At 74.0% G+C, this 15,313-nt stretch carries 16 protein-coding genes; 5 read left to right on the top strand and 11 right to left on the bottom strand.

Annotated features, from left to right (window positions below):
* The first annotated feature begins 6 nt into the window (after window positions 1–6).
* Genes ABZ810_RS31725 through ABZ810_RS31740 form a run of 4 tightly spaced genes read left to right on the top strand, consistent with a single transcriptional unit; the run spans window position 7 to window position 4,047 of the window.
* Window positions 7–1,170, top strand: coding sequence for an FAD-dependent oxidoreductase (locus tag ABZ810_RS31725; protein ID WP_358409582.1), 1,164 nt, complete (start codon window positions 7–9; stop codon window positions 1,168–1,170).
* Window positions 1,167–2,165, top strand: coding sequence for an amidohydrolase family protein (locus tag ABZ810_RS31730; protein ID WP_358409584.1), 999 nt, complete (start codon window positions 1,167–1,169; stop codon window positions 2,163–2,165). The genes ABZ810_RS31725 and ABZ810_RS31730 overlap by 4 nt, the downstream gene beginning before the upstream one ends.
* Window positions 2,166–2,182: 17 nt before the next feature.
* Entirely contained in the window at window positions 2,183–3,115 is a 933-nt protein-coding gene (locus ABZ810_RS31735; protein WP_358409586.1) for a VOC family protein, read from the top strand.
* Window positions 3,116–3,120: 5 nt separating this feature from the next.
* Window positions 3,121–4,047, top strand: coding sequence for a fumarylacetoacetate hydrolase family protein (locus ABZ810_RS31740; RefSeq protein ID WP_358409588.1), 927 nt, complete (start codon window positions 3,121–3,123; stop codon window positions 4,045–4,047).
* A gap of 33 nt (window positions 4,048–4,080) precedes the next feature.
* Here the strand turns inward: ABZ810_RS31740 and ABZ810_RS31745 are convergent, their stop codons facing one another.
* The 11 genes from ABZ810_RS31745 to ABZ810_RS31795 all read right to left on the bottom strand — a co-directional run bounded on the left by ABZ810_RS31745 (window position 4,081) and on the right by ABZ810_RS31795 (window position 14,291).
* The gene (locus tag ABZ810_RS31745; RefSeq protein ID WP_358409590.1) at window positions 4,081–4,929 is read right to left on the bottom strand and encodes a biotin-dependent carboxyltransferase family protein; all 849 of its coding nucleotides are present in this window, start codon (window positions 4,927–4,929) and stop codon (window positions 4,081–4,083) included.
* Window positions 4,926–5,531: a 5-oxoprolinase subunit PxpB gene (gene pxpB, locus ABZ810_RS31750; protein WP_358409951.1), complete on the bottom strand. Its 606-nt coding sequence runs from the start codon at window positions 5,529–5,531 to the stop codon at window positions 4,926–4,928. The genes ABZ810_RS31745 and pxpB overlap by 4 nt, the downstream gene beginning before the upstream one ends.
* Window positions 5,532–5,536: 5 nt before the next feature.
* The gene (locus ABZ810_RS31755) at window positions 5,537–6,289 is read right to left on the bottom strand and encodes a 5-oxoprolinase subunit PxpA (protein WP_358409591.1); all 753 of its coding nucleotides are present in this window, start codon (window positions 6,287–6,289) and stop codon (window positions 5,537–5,539) included.
* Between the two features lie 54 nt (window positions 6,290–6,343).
* On the bottom strand, window positions 6,344–7,135 hold the full coding sequence (locus ABZ810_RS31760) for a putative hydro-lyase (RefSeq protein WP_358409593.1): 792 nt from the start codon (window positions 7,133–7,135) through the stop codon (window positions 6,344–6,346).
* A 45-nt stretch (window positions 7,136–7,180) separates the two neighbouring features.
* Window positions 7,181–7,543 (bottom strand): hypothetical protein, encoded by a 363-nt coding sequence (locus ABZ810_RS31765; RefSeq protein ID WP_358409594.1) that lies wholly within the window; start codon window positions 7,541–7,543, stop codon window positions 7,181–7,183.
* Complete coding sequence (locus ABZ810_RS31770) at window positions 7,540–9,510, bottom strand: SseB family protein (RefSeq protein ID WP_358409595.1); 1,971 nt, start codon at window positions 9,508–9,510, stop codon at window positions 7,540–7,542. Before ABZ810_RS31770 ends, ABZ810_RS31765 begins: the two co-directional genes overlap by 4 nt.
* Window positions 9,511–9,514: 4 nt before the next feature.
* A complete protein-coding gene (locus ABZ810_RS31775; RefSeq protein WP_358409596.1) occupies window positions 9,515–10,648 on the bottom strand; it encodes an SseB family protein in 1,134 nt (377 codons plus the stop codon).
* A 90-nt stretch (window positions 10,649–10,738) separates the two neighbouring features.
* Window positions 10,739–12,241 carry a hypothetical protein gene (locus tag ABZ810_RS31780; RefSeq protein ID WP_358409952.1) on the bottom strand — a complete coding sequence of 501 codons (1,503 nt, stop codon included), beginning with the start codon at window positions 12,239–12,241 and terminating at the stop codon, window positions 10,739–10,741.
* 230 nt (window positions 12,242–12,471) lie between these two features.
* Window positions 12,472–12,726 (bottom strand): hypothetical protein, encoded by a 255-nt coding sequence (locus ABZ810_RS31785; protein ID WP_358409598.1) that lies wholly within the window; start codon window positions 12,724–12,726, stop codon window positions 12,472–12,474.
* Window positions 12,727–12,817: 91 nt separating this feature from the next.
* Window positions 12,818–13,585, bottom strand: a complete 768-nt coding sequence (locus ABZ810_RS31790; RefSeq protein WP_358409599.1) for a cytochrome b/b6 domain-containing protein — start codon at window positions 13,583–13,585, stop codon at window positions 12,818–12,820.
* Window positions 13,572–14,291 (bottom strand): molybdopterin-dependent oxidoreductase, encoded by a 720-nt coding sequence (locus tag ABZ810_RS31795; RefSeq protein WP_358409601.1) that lies wholly within the window; start codon window positions 14,289–14,291, stop codon window positions 13,572–13,574. Before ABZ810_RS31795 ends, ABZ810_RS31790 begins: the two co-directional genes overlap by 14 nt.
* 84 nt (window positions 14,292–14,375) lie before the next feature.
* Between ABZ810_RS31795 and ABZ810_RS31800 the strand changes: the two genes are divergently transcribed.
* Window positions 14,376–14,957: an HhH-GPD-type base excision DNA repair protein gene (locus ABZ810_RS31800; RefSeq protein ID WP_358409602.1), complete on the top strand. Its 582-nt coding sequence runs from the start codon at window positions 14,376–14,378 to the stop codon at window positions 14,955–14,957.
* The last annotated feature ends 356 nt before the right edge of the window (window positions 14,958–15,313 follow it).

Consider the following 15,313-nt stretch of genomic DNA (forward strand, 5'->3'; position numbering starts at 1 on the left):
ACCGACATGCCCGCAGTGAACGACGTGCTGATCGTCGGCGGCGGAACGTCCGGGCTCGCCCTGGCGATCGCCCTCGCCCGGGGCGGCGTCACCGTGGACGTCGCCGAGATCGGCGCCGGGCCGAACGTCCTCGGCTCCGGCATCACCCTCCAGGGCAACGCGTTGCGCGCGCTGCGCGACCTCGGCGTCTGGGAGCGGGTGCGGGACCGCGGCTTCGGCTTCGACGGCCTCGGCATCCGCGCCCCCGACGGGACCCTGCTGGCGGAGATCCCCGACATGCGCACCGGCGGGCCCGACCTGCCCGCCACCCTCGGCGTCTACCGGCCCGAGCTGACCGCGATCCTGACCGCGGCGGCGCGCGAGGCGGGCGCGCGGCTGCGCTACGGCCTCACCGTGGAGACCCTCACCGAAACCGGCAACGACGCCGGCTCCGGCCCCGGCGCCGGCCCCGGCGAGCAGGTCGAGGTGCGGCTGTCGGACGGCACCACCGCGCGTTACGACCTGGTCGTGGGCGCCGACGGCGTGCGCTCGGCGGTCCGCGCGATGATCGGCGTGGACGTGACGCCGGAGCCGAACGGCATGGCGATCTGGCGCGTGCACACCGCCCGTCCCAAGGACGTCGTCCGTACCGACCTCATCTACGGCGGGCCGTGCTTCATCGCCGGCTACTGCCCGGCGAACGAGGACACCCTCTACGCCTACCTCGTCGAACGGGCCCGGCCGCGCGACTCGTTCACCGACGCCGACAAGCCCGCGCTGATGGGCGCGCTGGCCGAGGCGTACGGCGGCCCCTGGGAGGAGATCCGGGCCGGGATCACCGACCCCGACCGCATCAACTACACCTGGTTCGAGTCGCTCCTGGTCGGCCGCCCGTGGAACCGCGGCCGCACCGTCCTCATCGGCGACGCCGCGCACGCCTGCCCGCCCACCCTCGCCCAGGGCGCCGCCCAGTGCCTGGAGGACGCGGTCGTCCTGGCCGAGCTGCTCCTCGCCGCCGACCACCTCGACCAGGGGCTCTTCGACACGTTCATGGACCGCAGGCACGACCGCGTCCGCACGGTCGTCGAGTCGTCGCTCCAGCTGGCGCGGTGGCTCCTCGACGATGTCCGGGACGCCGACGTGCCGGGCCTGATGGGCCGGGTCGCCGCCATGGTCTCGGAGCGCCCGTGAGCCCCCGGGTCGTCGACGTGCACGCGCACGTCCTGCTGCCGCAGATCGAGCGGGCCGTCGCAGGCGCGCCGGGCCACGCCGAGCACAAGGCCCTGGACGCGCGCCGCAACGGCGCCGCGTCGCTGGAGGTCAGCGGCCGGATGGTGAGGGAGCGGATCCCGAGGCTCACCCAGGTGCCGGTGCGGCTGGCCGACATGGACGCGGCCGGGGTGGACGTGCAGATCGTCAGCCCGTCGCCGTCCCACTACCACTACTGGGCCGGCCGCGACCTCGCCCGGACGGTGTGGACGCTGGCCGGCGAGGGCGTCGCGGCCCACTGCGCCGAGGCGCCCGGCCGCCTGCACGGCCTCGGGCTCGTGCCGCTCCAGCATCCCGATCTGGCCGTCGAGGCGCTCGACCACGCCCTCTCGCTCGGGCTCAAGGGGGTGGAGATCTCCTCGCACGCCCCGGGCCGCGAGCTGTCCGAACCCGGGCTGGAGCCGTTCTGGGAACGTGCCGCCGCGACCGGCGCCGTGGTCTTCCTGCACCCGTTCGGCTGCACGCTCGACGAACGGCTCGACCGCTGGTACCTGTCCAACATCGTCGGCCAGCCCGCCGAGAACGCCGTCGCGCTCTCGCATCTGATCTTCTCCGGCGTGCTCGACCGGCATCCGGCTCTCAAGGTCGTCGCGGCGCACGGCGGCGGCTACCTGCCGGTCTACCTGGGCCGCGCCGACCACGGCTGGGCGGTGCGCCCCGAGGCCCGCGGCTGCGCCGAGCCGCCCGGCACCTACCTGCGGCGGTTGTGGTTCGACTCGCTCGTCCACGACGCCGCCACCCTGCGCGCCCTGGTCGCCGCCGCCGGCGCCGACCGGGTCGTGCTCGGCTCCGACCACCCGTTCGACATGGGCGTGGACGACCCGCTGGCCCGCCTGCACGCGGCGGTCACCGACCCCGGCGACCGCGCCGCGATCGGCGGCGGCAACGCCCTCGCCCTCTTCGACATCAAGGACTGAAGGAACTGAGGACCGGCATGCGTCTCATCACCCATCTCAGGCACGTCGACCTGGCCGTGCCCGACTACGAACGGCAGCGCGAGTTCTACGGCGGCGTGTGGGGCCTGACCGAGGTCGCGAACGACTCCGGGATCTCCTTCCTCGCCGCCGAGGGCTCGCCCGAGCAGTACATCGTCCGGCTGCGCCGCGCCGGCGAGAAGCGCCTCGACCTGATCGCGTTCGGCGCGGAGACCCCGGCCGACGTCGACGCCCTCGCCGGACGGCTCCGCGCCGCCGGCGTCACCCTGATCACCGAACCCGGCGCGCTCGGCACCCCCGGCGGCGGCTACGGCGTGCGCTTCTTCGACCTCGACGGCCGCACCGTGGAGGTGTCGGCCGACGTCGCCGTCCGCGCCCACCGCAGGCTGGAGGAGCGCGAGGCGGTGCCGGTGCGCCTCTCGCACGTCGTCCTGAACGCGCCCGACCTGGACGCCACCCGCCGCTGGTACGAGACGCACCTGGGCTTCGCCCTCAGCGACACCCTCAGCTCACCGCACATGGGCGAGGTCATGCACTTCATGCGCTGCAACCCGCAGCACCACAGCCTCGCCATCGCCAAGGGCCCGCACACCGCGCTGCACCACGTCTCGTTCGAGATGCGCGGCGTCGACGAGTACATGTACGGGACGGGCCGCCTGCTGCGCGCGGGCGTGCGGATGATCTGGGGGCCGGGGCGGCACCTGGCCGGCGACAACACCTTCTCCTACTTCCTGGACCCGCACGGCAACACGATCGAGTACACCACCGAGCTGGAGACGCTCGACGAGGACGCCTGGCACCCGCACGTCTACGACTTCTCACAACCCGAGGTCACCGACCAGTGGGGCACCGCCAACCCGATGAACGAACTGGTCGCCAAGGAATCGTTCAACGACCCCGACCGCGGCGTCTTCGTCGCCCCGCCGGTCTGACCGCCATGCGCCTCGCCGCCTACGAGCATCAGGGCGAACGCCGCACGGGACGGGTGGAGGGCGACCTGATCCACCCGTTCCCGCCCGGCACCGACCTGCTCGCCCCGCCCCCGTACCCGCCCACCGGAGACCCCGTTCCGCTCGCCGGGGTACGGCTGCTGCCGCCCGTCGCGCCGCCGTCGGTCCGCGACTTCGTCACCTTCGAGGAGCACGTGGAGGGCGTGCGGCGCAGCGTGAGCGGCGCGTCCGGCGTGCCCGACGCCTGGTACGAGGCGCCGACGTTCTATTTCAGCAATCCTCGCGCCCTGGTCGGCGCGCACGACGACGTCCCGATGCCGCCCGGCTGCGAGGCGTTCGACTTCGAGCTCGAGATCGCCGTCGTGATCGGCCGGGCCGGCCGCGATCTCACGCCCGAGCGGGCCCGCGACCACGTCCTCGGCTACACGATCTTCAACGACTGGTCGGCGCGCGACCTTCAGGCGCGCGAGATGCAGGTGGGCCTCGGGCCGTGCAAGGGGAAGGACTCCGCGACCACCCTCGGGCCGTGGCTGGTCACCGCCGACGAGCTGGAGCCCCGCCGCGACGCCGGCGGCTTCCTGCGCCTCGCGCTCACCGCCGAGGTGAACGGCGAGGTCGTCGGCCGCGACCTGCTGTCCAACATGGGCTGGCCGTTCGAGGACCTGATCGCCTACGCCTCCCGCGGCGCCGAGCTCCGGCCGGGCGACGTCCTCGGCTCCGGGACGTGCGGCAACGGCGGCTGCCTCGCCGAGCTCTGGGGGCGCAACGGCCGCCGGGACCCGCCGCCCCTGCGCCCCGGCGACACCGTCACCCTCACCGCCGAGGGCATCGGCACGATCTCCAACACCGTCGTCCCCGGCGTCCCGCCCCACCCCGTCCCGCCCGCCCGCGAGCGCCCCCGGGACCGCCCCTGAGGCCGCCCCGCGGGCGACGCCCTGACCCGCCCGCTAACCCGCCGGGCGGAAGCGGACGCGCCCGCCGGGACGGAGCTGGGCGGCCAGGGGGACGTCGGACGCGGCCAGGACGGCGACGACGGGGTAACCGCCGGTCGTGGGGTGGTCGGCCAGGAAGATGATCGGGAGGCCGCTGGGCGGCACCTGGAGCGCCCCGGTGACCATGCCCTCGCTGCCGAGCTCGCCCTCGCGCGTGCGGAGCAGCTTGGCGCCGTCGAGCCGGACGCCGACACGGTTGCTGTCCGCGGTGACCTCGTACGGCTGCGCGCAGAGCACCGCGATGACGTCCGGCGTGAACCAGTCGTCGCGCGGGCCCGGCAGGATCCGCAGGACGGGCTCGGCGGGCAGCGGGCCGACCGGCGCGACGTCCACCGTGATGTCGCCGCGCGAACGGCCGACCGGCAGGCGGTCGCCGGCGGCCAGGGGGCCGGGGCCGAGGCCGGACAGCAGGTCGGTGGAACGGCTGCCCAGCACGGGCTCGATGTCGAGCCCGCCGCGCACGGCCAGGTACGTGCGCAGGCCCCCGGACGGGAGGCCCAGCTCGACGAGGCCGCCCGCGGGCACCGGGCAGGGCGCGTTCGCCCCGTACGCCCGCCCGCCGATCGTCAGCGGCGCGGGCGCTCCCGTGACGGCGATCCACGCGGCCCGGTCGAAGCGGAACGCCGCGCCGCCCAGCGTGAGCTCGACGGCCGCCGCGTCGTCGGCGTTGCCGAGCAGCCGGTTGGCCAGGCGGAACGAACGTTCGTCGGCGGCCCCCGAACGCGGGACGCCCAGGTGCGCGTGCCCCGGACGGCCGAGATCCTGCACCGTCGCCAGCGGGCCGGGGCGGACGACCTCGATCACCGTTCCTCCCGGACGAAGCGCACCCGGCCGCCGGGCCGCAGCAGCGACGGCGGGTCGCGCGTCACGTCCCACAACGTCAGGGGCGAGCGGCCGAGGAGCCGCCAGCCGCCCGGCGACGCCGACGGGTAGACGGCGGCGTACGGGCCGGCGATCGCCACCGAGCCGGCCGGCACCGACGTGCGCGGCGACTCGCGGCGCGGAACGTGCAGCACCGGGTCGAGGCCGGTCAGGTACCCGAAGCCCGGGGAGAAGCCGAGGTAGGCGACGGTGTAGGTGGCGGCGGCATGGCGTTCGACGACCTCGTCGCGGGAGAGCCCGGTCAGCCCGGCGACCTCGGCCACGTCCTCGCCGTCGTACACGACCGGGATCTCCACCGGCGGCGCCGCCGTCGCCTCGGCCGCCGTCAGCGGCAGCTCCGGCAGCCGCGCCGCCAGCCGTCCGAGATCGCAGCGCGCCGGATCGGTGACGACGAGCACGGTCCGCTCGCCGGGGACGACGTCGACGACGCCCGGCAGGGCGGCGGCGCGGATCGCGGTGTCGAGCCGGTGCGCGGTCTCCAGGTCGCCGGTGTCGGCGAGCAGCGCGGCGTCGCCCGCCCTCATGACCTTCACGCGAAGGACTCCAGCCCGACGCCCGCGCCGGTGAGCGCCTCGCGGACCAGCCGGGCCAGCTCCACCGCGCCCGGGGTGTCGCCGTGCACGCAGATCGAGCGCGCGTCCAGCACGATCTCGGTGCCGTCGGCGGCGGCGACCGCCTCGCCGGCCGCCATCCGCACGGCGCGTTCGACCACCACGCCCGGATCGTGGATCACCGCGCCCGGCTCGCCCCGCGGCATCAGCGTGCCCTCCGGGGTGTACGCGCGGTCGGCGAAGTACTCGTTGACCACCGTGAGCCCGCCGGCGACCTCGTGCACCACCGACCCGGGCAACGTCAGCAGCGGCAGCGACGGGTCGTAGGCGCGCACGGCCGCCGCCACGGCACCCGCCTGCTCCCGATCGCCCACGACACGGTTATAGAGGGCGCCGTGCGGCTTCACATAGGCGACCCGGCCTCCCTCCGCGCGAGCGATGCCGTCGAGCGCCGCGACCTGGTAGAGGACCTCCGCGGTCAGCTCGGGCGCCGGGACGTCCATCGCGCGCCGCCCGAAACCGGCCAGATCGCGGTACGAGACCTGCGCGCCGATCGTCACGCCGCGCTCGACCGCCCACCCGCACACCCGCCGCATCACCAGCGGATCGCCCGCGTGGAAACCGCACGCCACGTTCGCACTGGTGATCACGCCGAGCAGTCCGAGGTCGTCGCCGAGCTCCCAGATGCCGAACCCCTCACCGAGGTCGGCGTTGATGTCGATGACCGCCATGCCCCAGATCTATCACCCGACCAGAGCCGTCACCCGACCAGAGCCGTCACCCGGTCAGAGCGGCGCCGCGTCCGAGTGATCGGTGATGAACATCCGCCCCGGCGAATGCGTGACCGCGAACTCCGGCTTGCTCGCCATCACCACCGCCTGCGGCGTGACGCCGCACGCCCAGAAGACCGGCACGTCGTCCGGCGCGAACTCCACCGGATCTCCGAACTCCGGCCGGTCCAGATCGGCGATCCCCAGCTCCGCCGGGTCGCCCACGTGCACGGGCGGCCCGTGCATGTCCGGGTACCGCGCGCTCACCTCGACCGCCGTCGCGACCTGCCCCGCCGGGATCGGCCGCATCGACACCACCAGCGGCCCGGACAGGCGGCCGGCGGGCACGCACGGCCGGTCGGTCACGTACATCGACACGTTCCGGCCCTGGCCGATGTGCCGCACCGGGACGCCCGCCGCCGACAACGCCGCCTCGAAGCTGAAGCTGCATCCGAACAGGAACGACACCAGGTCGGGCCGCCAGTACTCCGTCGCGTCGCCCACCTCGGCCAGCAGGACGCCGTTCTCGTACACACGGTAGGCGGGCAGGTCCGTCCGCAGGTCCGCGGTCGGCGCCACCGCGCGCGGGTGCGGGTCGCCGGGGTCGGTGACGTCCAGCAGCGGGCAGGGGCCCGGGTTGCGGTGCGCGAACAGCAGCGCGTCGAACGCCAGCTCGCGCGGCACCGCCAGCAGGTTGGCCTGGGCGTGGCCCCGGCACCAGCCGCTCGTCGTCGGGGTCGTGGCGCCGGTACGGAACAACGCCCGCGCCTGGGTGGGGGTCAGCACCGAAGGCTGATGGGCGGTCATGCGGACCTCATGCCCGTTCGGTGCCCGTTTAGACGGACCTTTCCGTCAGACGGCCTCTTCGCGAAGATCCATGACCTCGGTGCGCGGCGCCCACGCCTGGTACACGCCCCGGTCGAACGCCTCGAGCCCGAGCCGTTCGGCCACCGGCGCCTTGCCGCCGGTGTACTCCACCCGCAGCCACGTCTCGTGCTCGCCCAGCACCACGAACGGCTCGCCGCGCCACGTGCAGAACGTGTTGACGTACAGCAGCCGCTCGACCTCCCCGGCCCGCACGACGCGCACGAACCGCCCCGGCGAGGCCTCCTCGAAGCCGTCCACCGGCGCCGCCGAGTAGAGGCGCACCTGCGGACCGTCCGGGCTCGCCTCGTACTCGCCGCCGCGCCAGGCCGCGTAGTAGCCGTGCCTCATGCCGGTCCCTCCACTCGCACCCAGCGGCGGAGGTCGGCGTCGTAGCCGGCCACCAGCGTCTCCGCGCCCGTCCGGTCGATCCGGTACATCTCGGCACCGTGCGGCAGCCGCTGGCTGTCGATCTTGAACTCCGGGATCGCGGGCCCGTCGCCCGGCGCGTAGCCCGACCCCGGGAACGGCGCCTTCTCGATCACCCATCCGCCCGGGATGATGCCCATGCTCCACTCGTCGATCCCGCCCAGCGGCCGCCGGAACAGCCCCGGCTTGACCACGGGCCACCGCACCACGTGCACGTCCTCGTCGCGCCAGGAGAACGGCGACCCCTCGTAGACCAGCCCGAGCGCCCGGACGATGCGCTGCGGCGTGTCGAGGTCGACCACGTCCTGGAGCCGGTGCACGTAGCCGGCCACCCACGGGTAGCCGCCGTCCAGGTAATGGCTCACGTGCTCGTGGCGCACCACCTTCTGCATCACGACGACCTCGATGTGCGCCGCGGGCTCGCTCTCGGCGGCGTCCGCGGAGTGCGCCGCCGCCACGTTCGCCTGCGGCGCCGCCTCCTCCTCCACCCGAGGGGCCTCCGGCTCCGGGCGCGGGACGTCCGCGGGAGGGGGCGGCGGCGCGGGCTCGGCGAGCGGCTCAGGGTCCTGGAGCGGCGCCGGCGCGGGTGCGACGGGCGCCTGTGCGGGCGGGGCCTCAGGCGCGATGGGCGGCTGCGCAGGGGGAGCCTCGGGCGCGATGGGCGGCGCGGGGGACGCGGCGGGCGGAGCGGGCGCGGGCGGTCGTTCCCGCTCCATGGGAACGGCGGGTGCGCCCACATCGGCCGAGGAGGCGTCGAAAAGGGGAGCCGCCTCGGGAGCGGCGACGACGGGCTGCTCCGCGTCGTCGTGCCACGGCGTCAGGCGTTCGTCGGCCGGCACGGGGGCGTCGGGCGCGACCTCCTGTGCCGGTGGCGCCGGATCGAAGACCGGCGACGCCTGGGGGGCGTACGCGGGGGCCGCCGTCTCGGCACGTTCGGACTCGTCCCGCCAGTGCGCCAGGTGCTCCGCGGGCGCGTGGTCGCCGTTCACGTTGTTCGGCACCGGCGGCGCCTCGTGCACCGGCGGCGCCTCATGCGCCGGCGGCGCCTCGTGGACGGGCGTCGCGGCGGGAGCGGCCGGAGGCGGAGCCGCGGGCGGGGGAGTGTGGGTCAGGACGGAGGCGTCCAGGTAGGCGGCGCTGGGAAGGCCGGGGTTGATCGCCAGCCGCCATTCGGGCCGCGGCCAGCCGCGGGCCAGGTCGGCGAGGGTGGCGGCGCGGTGGTGGACGGCCTGGCCGCGAAGGGAGCGGTCCATCGCGTCCGGCGAGGTGAACGCGAGGACGAACGTGCCGTCGCCGAACTGGGCGGTGGCGTAGTGGTGGTCGTCGCGCGAGGGGTCGCCGGGCAGGTAGAGCGTGGTGCCCGCGAGGAGGTCCAGGTAGGCCTGCTGGTCGCCGCGCTCGCGGGCCTCGGTGAGGGAGGACTCCAGGTCGGGGGTCTGGTCGGGCACGTCGGGGAGCGCGAGCGGGATGCCCAGGCCGGGGATCGCCAGGGGCCCCTCGCCGGGCCGGGAGGCCTGGTAGACGAGCTCCAGCGGCGAGCTCACCTCGTAGACGTCGCGGAAGGCGGCGGCCATCCGCCCGGCCAGCTCGTCGCAGGTGGCGGCGAGCGGGTAGCCGGTGCGCTCGTCGACGGCCGCGCGGTGCCACCAGTTGTGGTGCTCGCGGTCGTCGGGCGGGCGCCAGCCGAGGTCGGTGAGGATCTTCTCCTGGCGCGCCTTCAGCGGGCGCGACAGGAAGGCGCTGCTCACCGCCTCGGAGTCGAGGAACTCCGGGGTGCGCATGACCTGGGCGTACGGGAGGCCACCGGGTTTGTGCAGGATCAGGAACGACCGGACCGGGAGCCTCATCAGCTCGATGGTCAGCCGTTGGGCGAAGTCGTTCCAGTCCACGCGGTCACTCTGTCCATGGGGCGGGTATCGCGACGGGGGTCCAGGAGCCGGTGATGGCGTCGAAGACGGCGACGGGGACCTCGTCGCCCTCGCCGTTCCAGCGCCACAGCCGGGTGCCCTGGGGGGTGCGGATGGGCAGGCCCGTGGGGACGGGCGCGGCCAGGAGCGCGGGCTCGGGCTCCCCGCCCGTCGGACCGTCCATGGGGCCGCCCGGCAATCCGCTCACCGGGCCGCCCGGCGATCCGGCCGGCGATCCGGCCGGCGATCCGGCCGCCGAGCCGCCCGCGGGGTTGGCCATCGAGTCCAGGCGGGCGACGGCGGTGGCGTCCAGGTGCACCTCGGACGGCAGGCCCGCGTTGACCGCCAGCTGCCAGGTGGGGTCGGGCCAGGCGGCGGCCAGCCGGTCGAACGAGGACCGCCGGTAGAGGCCCGCGGCCTGGTCGCCGACCGAACGCGCGAGGGCGTGCGGCGAGGTGAAGACCATGACGTAGGTGGCGCCGCCGATGGTCGTGGTCGGGAACTCGGCCACCTCGGGGTCCTCGACGGCGGCACCGGTGGCGGGCAGGACGAGGTCGGCGGTGAGCAGCAGCTGGAAGTAGGCGTTGTGGTCGCCGCGCTGCTTGGCGTCGGCCAGCAGGCTCTCGAGGTCCTCGGGGTCGGCGGTGCGGCGGCGGATGCTGATCCGGCTCGGGTCGGCGGTCTCGATGCCGAAGTCGAGCAGCTCGATCAGTCCGGTGCCGTGCCGGTGGAACGACTCGTAGACCAGGTCGGAGGGGCGGCGCACGCCCTGGACGTCGCGCAGCGCGGTGACCATCACGTCGGCGAGCCGGGAGTAGTCGACCGGGTGGATGGACGAGTGGAGGGACTCGGAGAGCTCGGTCCACCAGTTGCGCGGCGCGGGCTCGGCGGGCGGGCGCCAGCCGGCCTCGCTCATGACCTCTTCGTCGGCGAGGGTGAGCAACAGCGGGCCGTCCAGGAAGTTGTTGCTGACCGCCTCGGCGTAGAGCCGGTCCGGCTCCCGCATCGCCTGGACGTAATGGCGGCTTTCGTCGCGTTCGCGCACGATGAGGATGGTGTCCTGCTCGAGCCCCGCCAGCTCACGGCCCAGCCGCTGGGCGAACTCGGACCACTCCAACAAGATCACACTCCCTACCGCCGGGACGTCCCCGAAACCCGCGCCCGAGATCCCGATGATTGTCGTCCCGGACGCCGCTGGCAAACCGGAAGTTCACTCAGGAGGCGGTTCGTGACGCAGGACACGCAAGGATTTCACCAGTTCGGCGTCTCCGCCGGGCCGATCGAGAACCTCGATCAACTTGTGCAGGATCTCGTGCCGTTCGTAGCCGACGTCCAGCAGGGCCTGCGCGGTCTCCCACAGCTGCGGCGGATCACCGTTCCACAGCCGCTCGGTGAGCCGCTCGTGCGCGTCGACGTGGTCGGAGTCGGCGCCGGGATGCTCGAACTCGATCATGACCCGGCGGTCGGCGGCGTCGGCGGGGTCGAGGGTGGACAGGTCGATCACGCCGTGCCGCCCGGAGAGGCGGTGCCGCCCCGACAGGAACGGCAGCGCGAACGCCCGGCGGGGGAGGGCCTCCAGATCGCCGTCGGGCAGCAGGCGGTCGACGAGTTCGCGGTCGAGGCCGAACGAGGAGGGGTCGTGGTAGGCCTCGGCGAACTTGGTGGTGGCGTCCCAGACGGCGTCCAGGGTGGCGCGCACGCCCTCCTCGGGCAGCCCGGTGCGGCGGCCCGCCCACCGCACCCAGGCGGCCAGCACGTGCGGCACGGCCTCCTGCTCGGCCGATGACAGCAGCACCTTGCGCGGCAGCCAGTCGAGCAGGAACATCTCGCACTTGATCGGGCTCACCCGCAGCGGGCGGCCGAAGTCGTGGGCGCAGCCGTAGTCGATGATCCGGTCGACGCAGTGGCTGGCGGCGGACCGGTCGGACAGGTCCTCGGCCTCGTCGGACGCCAGGAACCTGGCGGCGATCGTGGCGCGCCGGTCGCGCCCGAACGGCTCGGGCCGCGGGGACCGCCCGCCCGGCGGCAGCGCGCGCACCCGGGCACGGACGAACGCGTGGTAGGAGCCGAACGTGTCGTTGACGGGCGGGCTCGCGGTCTCGCCGGTGAACCTCAGGGCGCGTTGCAGGACGGCCCGGGTGTCGCGCGGGTCGAGCTGCTCGAACCGCATCAGCGGGTTGTCGCGGCCCTCCTGGCGGCAGTGGTCGAGCAGCCTGTCGACCTGGGACGACACCCACGCGTCGCGGACCATGCCGCACGAGGGCGGCCGTTCGTCGCCGGCGTGCGTGGCCTTGTTGCGGTCGACGAGCACCACCAGGGCGTGCCGCTCGGTGCCGCCGTAGGTGTAGGTGCAGATGATCGAGTCCTGGTCGCCGTAGACGTCGCGGGAGACGTAGCACTCCTCGTGGGCGACCATCCCGACCCGGTCGGCCCATCCCGGCCGGGCGACGCCGCGGTCCATGAGCTCGAGCGCGGCGCGTTCGGCGCGCGCCTGCTGGCGCGGGGTGCCGAGGTAGGAGACGCCGGTGAGCAGGGCCAGCGCGGCCGGCGTGCCCGCCCGCCCGGCGTAGTCGATCAGGGCCTCGCCGATGACCTCCTCGACGTCGCCCTCGGCGAGCCGGTGCCCCCACCAGGAGCCGAGGATCTCGCTGACGATCAGCTCGGCGTCCAGCGGGCTGCGCACCGCGAGCAGCTCCCGGGCGTGCCGCAACATGTCGTCGAAGATCGCGGAGACCTCGTCCGACGGCGGCCTGCCGTCCCGCGCGGAATCCCCGAAGGGGCGGCGGCGGCTGCGGGAACTCACGTCTCTAGCTTCTCAGATCCGCTGCCTGGCGGTGTCCAGGACACCTCCGCCAGACCGGAATGGGCCGCCCGGCGCCGCGCACCGCGCGGAACCGCGCCGGGCGCGCCGGGCGGAACCGGCCGGGAGACCCCTGAGCCGGGTCAGAGATCGCCGTGTGCCTGGTGGAACGGCGCGCGCCCGGACGGCGGCTCGGACTTGATCATCCCGACCAGGTGCTCCCGGGCCATGCGCTCCACCAGATCAGGCGTGGCCTCCAGTCCCAGGTGCGTCATGCACGCCTGGACGTCGGCGACACAACGTTCGACCGTGACGGCGTTGAAGGACGCGAACTCCGCCGCGAGACGCCGCGCGAGACGGTCGCGGGTCGCGCTTCGGTGATCGGCGAGTGCAGGCATACGCACACCTTCCGAGCCCAAGAGGTCCCTGCGGACGGGGTACCGGCCAACCTCTCCTCGATGTCCTATTCCAACGTTTCTGCGAGAGGTGTCAAGGGCTCATCCGGTCATGTTTTCCAGGCTCTTCGGCTCCGCCTGCGGGAACGTTCCGGGAATCGCCGGCCGCGCCGCCCGCCCCCGTCCGGGAACGGTCCACGGCGTCCAGCCATCCCGCGTGGTGACGGGCCGCCCACGGACGGTCCACCCGGCCGGTCAGCATCCCGGTCATCGCGCCCCGGTCGCGCAGCGCGTAGGCCAGGTGCCCGGCCGTCATGATCACGATCGCCAGGGTCAGCCAGTCGTGGACGAACGTGGCGCCGCCGCGCCAGGAGTCCGGCCACGGGTCGGGGAAGGTGAGCATGGCGCCGGTGCCGAGCATCACCAGGATCGACCCGGCCACGAACGCGGCGTTCAGCTTCTGCCCGGCGTTGAACTTGCCGACGGCGATCACGCCGCGCCCGTCCAGCACGTCCCGGCGGTCGCCGCGGCGCAGCCATTCGGCGTCGTGCGGCCCGAACCGGTTGAGCCGGCCGAGATCGCGGCGGAACGCGCGGGAGGCCAGGCCGAGCAGGATCGGCACCGGCAGCAGGAACCCCGCCCACACGTGGATCGGCTTGATCACGTTCCGCCGCCCGACCAGCGTCGCCAGGTCGGGGACGTACAGGCAGGCGGCGGTGACCAGGCAGACCAGCATCAATAGGCCGGTCAGGTGGTGCACCGCGCGCTCGGCGCGGGTGAACCGCGCGATCAGCGCGTCCCGCCCGGCCGCGGGCCGGGGCCCGGGCCCGGGGGCGGCGTCGGTCACGTCAGGTCGGCTCATCGTCACGCCCGTTCGACCGGCCGACCCACGCGTCGACGTCGTATCCACGATCTTCCCAGTAACCGGGGACGACGTCCCTGGTGAGCTCGATGCGGCCGAGCCACTTCAGCGACTTGTAGCCGTACATCGGCGCCACGAACAGCCGGACCGGCCCGCCGTGGTCGTGCGACACCTGCCCGCCGAGCATCCCGGTCGCGACCAGCACGTCCCGGCGCCGGGCCTGGCCGAGCGTCAGCGACTCGGTGTAGACGCCGTCGAACGAGTGGAACCGCACCGCGCGGGCCCGCGCCGACACGCCGACGGCGTCCAGCAGGTCGGGCAGCGCGACGCCGGCCCAGGCGACGTCCTCCACACGCCAGCCGGTCACGCACTGGAAGTCCTTGGTCATCTGGGTCTGCCGCAGCCGCCCCAGCTCGGCGAAGCCGAACGTGCGCGGCTCGTCGACCAGCCCGTTCACCGTCAGCCGGTACGTCACCGGGGTCAGCCGCTTCACGCTCGGGACCACCGAGTAGTAGCGGAACCCGCCGGCCGCGGGCAGCACCTGGCCGACCGGCCCGAGCGGCGCGAGCGCCCGGTTGACCTTCTGCTGGAGGCCCGCGCCGACCGCGACGCCGACGGCGCCCAGCCCGAGCATGCCCAGGACGACCCGCCGCCCCACCGGCGCGCCGCCCGTCTCGTCGTCCTCGTCCACGGGTCGTTCGTTCACGCGTCCATTCGAGCACTGCCGCACCCGTACCGCCATGGGCCGGGTCGGGGCGTAAGGGAACCGTCAGATCTCTAAGCTGGGGGCATGGCCATCGAGGTTCACCTTGCACAGCAGGCGGAGGCGGACGAGCTGCTGGGGCGCAGTCCGCTCGCCGCGCTGGTCGGCATGCTGCTCGACCAGCAGTTCCCCATGGAGCGGGCGTTCGCCGGGCCCTACGTGCTCACGCGGCGGGCCGGCTGGGACGACCTGGACGCGCACGAGATCGCCGCCTACGACCCGGAGGCGTTCGAGGCGCTGATGGCGGAGCCGCCGGTCGTGCACCGCTACCCGCGTTCGATGGCCAAGCGGGTGCAGCAGCTCTGCCAGTACCTGGTGGAGCACTACGGCGGCGACGCCGAGGCGATCTGGCGGGACGTGCCGGACGGCCGCGAGCTGTTCAAGCGGCTCAACGACCTGCCCGGGTACGGCAAGCAGAAGGCGCAGATCTTCACGGCGCTGCTCGGCAAGCAGTACGGGGTGACGCCGGACGGCTGGCGCGAGGCCGCGGGCGCCTACGGCGAGGAGGGCTCGACCCGTTCGGTCGCCGACATCACCGGGCCCGACTCGCTGGAGAAGGTCCGCGCCTTCAAGAAGGAGATGAAGGCCGCCGCCAAGGCGAAGGGCTGACCGGCGGGGCGAAGGGGCCGGTCGAGGGCCGGTCGACGGGCCGGTCGACGGGCCGGATCTGACCCTCCGTGAGGCTTTACCTTCTTTTTGCAAAGGGATGCGGCGCAGCTCGCGGGCCATTCGGCGTGTCCCAAAACAGATCGATGTGCGCGGATCGGTTCCTCGCGAGGCCGTGGCGTCGTAACATCTCCTACTTGCCGTCCGAACCGGAGCGCCCGGGATCACCGGGCGTGGGGCCGGGCTGCGTCCGAATTCCATGGGGGTCGCGTGACTTGGATGCCTGACAGGGCTTCCGTCCACGGCGAACCATCGGGATGATGAGTACCTGACTCCGACCGGTGTTGTGATGGAGGCGG

Origin of the sequence: Spirillospora sp. NPDC047279, from assembly GCF_040643285.1 — a bacterium.
GTDB lineage: Bacteria > Actinomycetota > Actinomycetes > Streptosporangiales > Streptosporangiaceae > Spirillospora.

What these genes read in the sequence shown, in the direction of transcription:
- ABZ810_RS31725 (WP_358409582.1), top strand. Translation starts at nt 7, where the DNA reads ATGCCCGCAGTGAACGACGTGCTGATCGTCGGCGGCGGAACGTCCGGG.
- ABZ810_RS31735 (WP_358409586.1), top strand. Translation starts at nt 2,183, where the DNA reads ATGCGTCTCATCACCCATCTCAGGCACGTCGACCTGGCCGTGCCCGAC.
- ABZ810_RS31740 (WP_358409588.1), top strand. Translation starts at nt 3,121, where the DNA reads ATGCGCCTCGCCGCCTACGAGCATCAGGGCGAACGCCGCACGGGACGG.
- pxpB (WP_358409951.1), bottom strand. Translation starts at nt 5,531, where the DNA reads ATGAGGGCGGGCGACGCCGCGCTGCTCGCCGACACCGGCGACCTGGAG.
- ABZ810_RS31755 (WP_358409591.1), bottom strand. Translation starts at nt 6,289, where the DNA reads ATGGCGGTCATCGACATCAACGCCGACCTCGGTGAGGGGTTCGGCATC.
- ABZ810_RS31760 (WP_358409593.1), bottom strand. Translation starts at nt 7,135, where the DNA reads ATGACCGCCCATCAGCCTTCGGTGCTGACCCCCACCCAGGCGCGGGCG.
- ABZ810_RS31765 (WP_358409594.1), bottom strand. Translation starts at nt 7,543, where the DNA reads ATGAGGCACGGCTACTACGCGGCCTGGCGCGGCGGCGAGTACGAGGCG.
- ABZ810_RS31780 (WP_358409952.1), bottom strand. Translation starts at nt 12,241, where the DNA reads ATGTTGCGGCACGCCCGGGAGCTGCTCGCGGTGCGCAGCCCGCTGGAC.
- ABZ810_RS31785 (WP_358409598.1), bottom strand. Translation starts at nt 12,726, where the DNA reads ATGCCTGCACTCGCCGATCACCGAAGCGCGACCCGCGACCGTCTCGCG.
- ABZ810_RS31790 (WP_358409599.1), bottom strand. Translation starts at nt 13,585, where the DNA reads ATGAGCCGACCTGACGTGACCGACGCCGCCCCCGGGCCCGGGCCCCGG.
- ABZ810_RS31800 (WP_358409602.1), top strand. Translation starts at nt 14,376, where the DNA reads ATGGCCATCGAGGTTCACCTTGCACAGCAGGCGGAGGCGGACGAGCTG.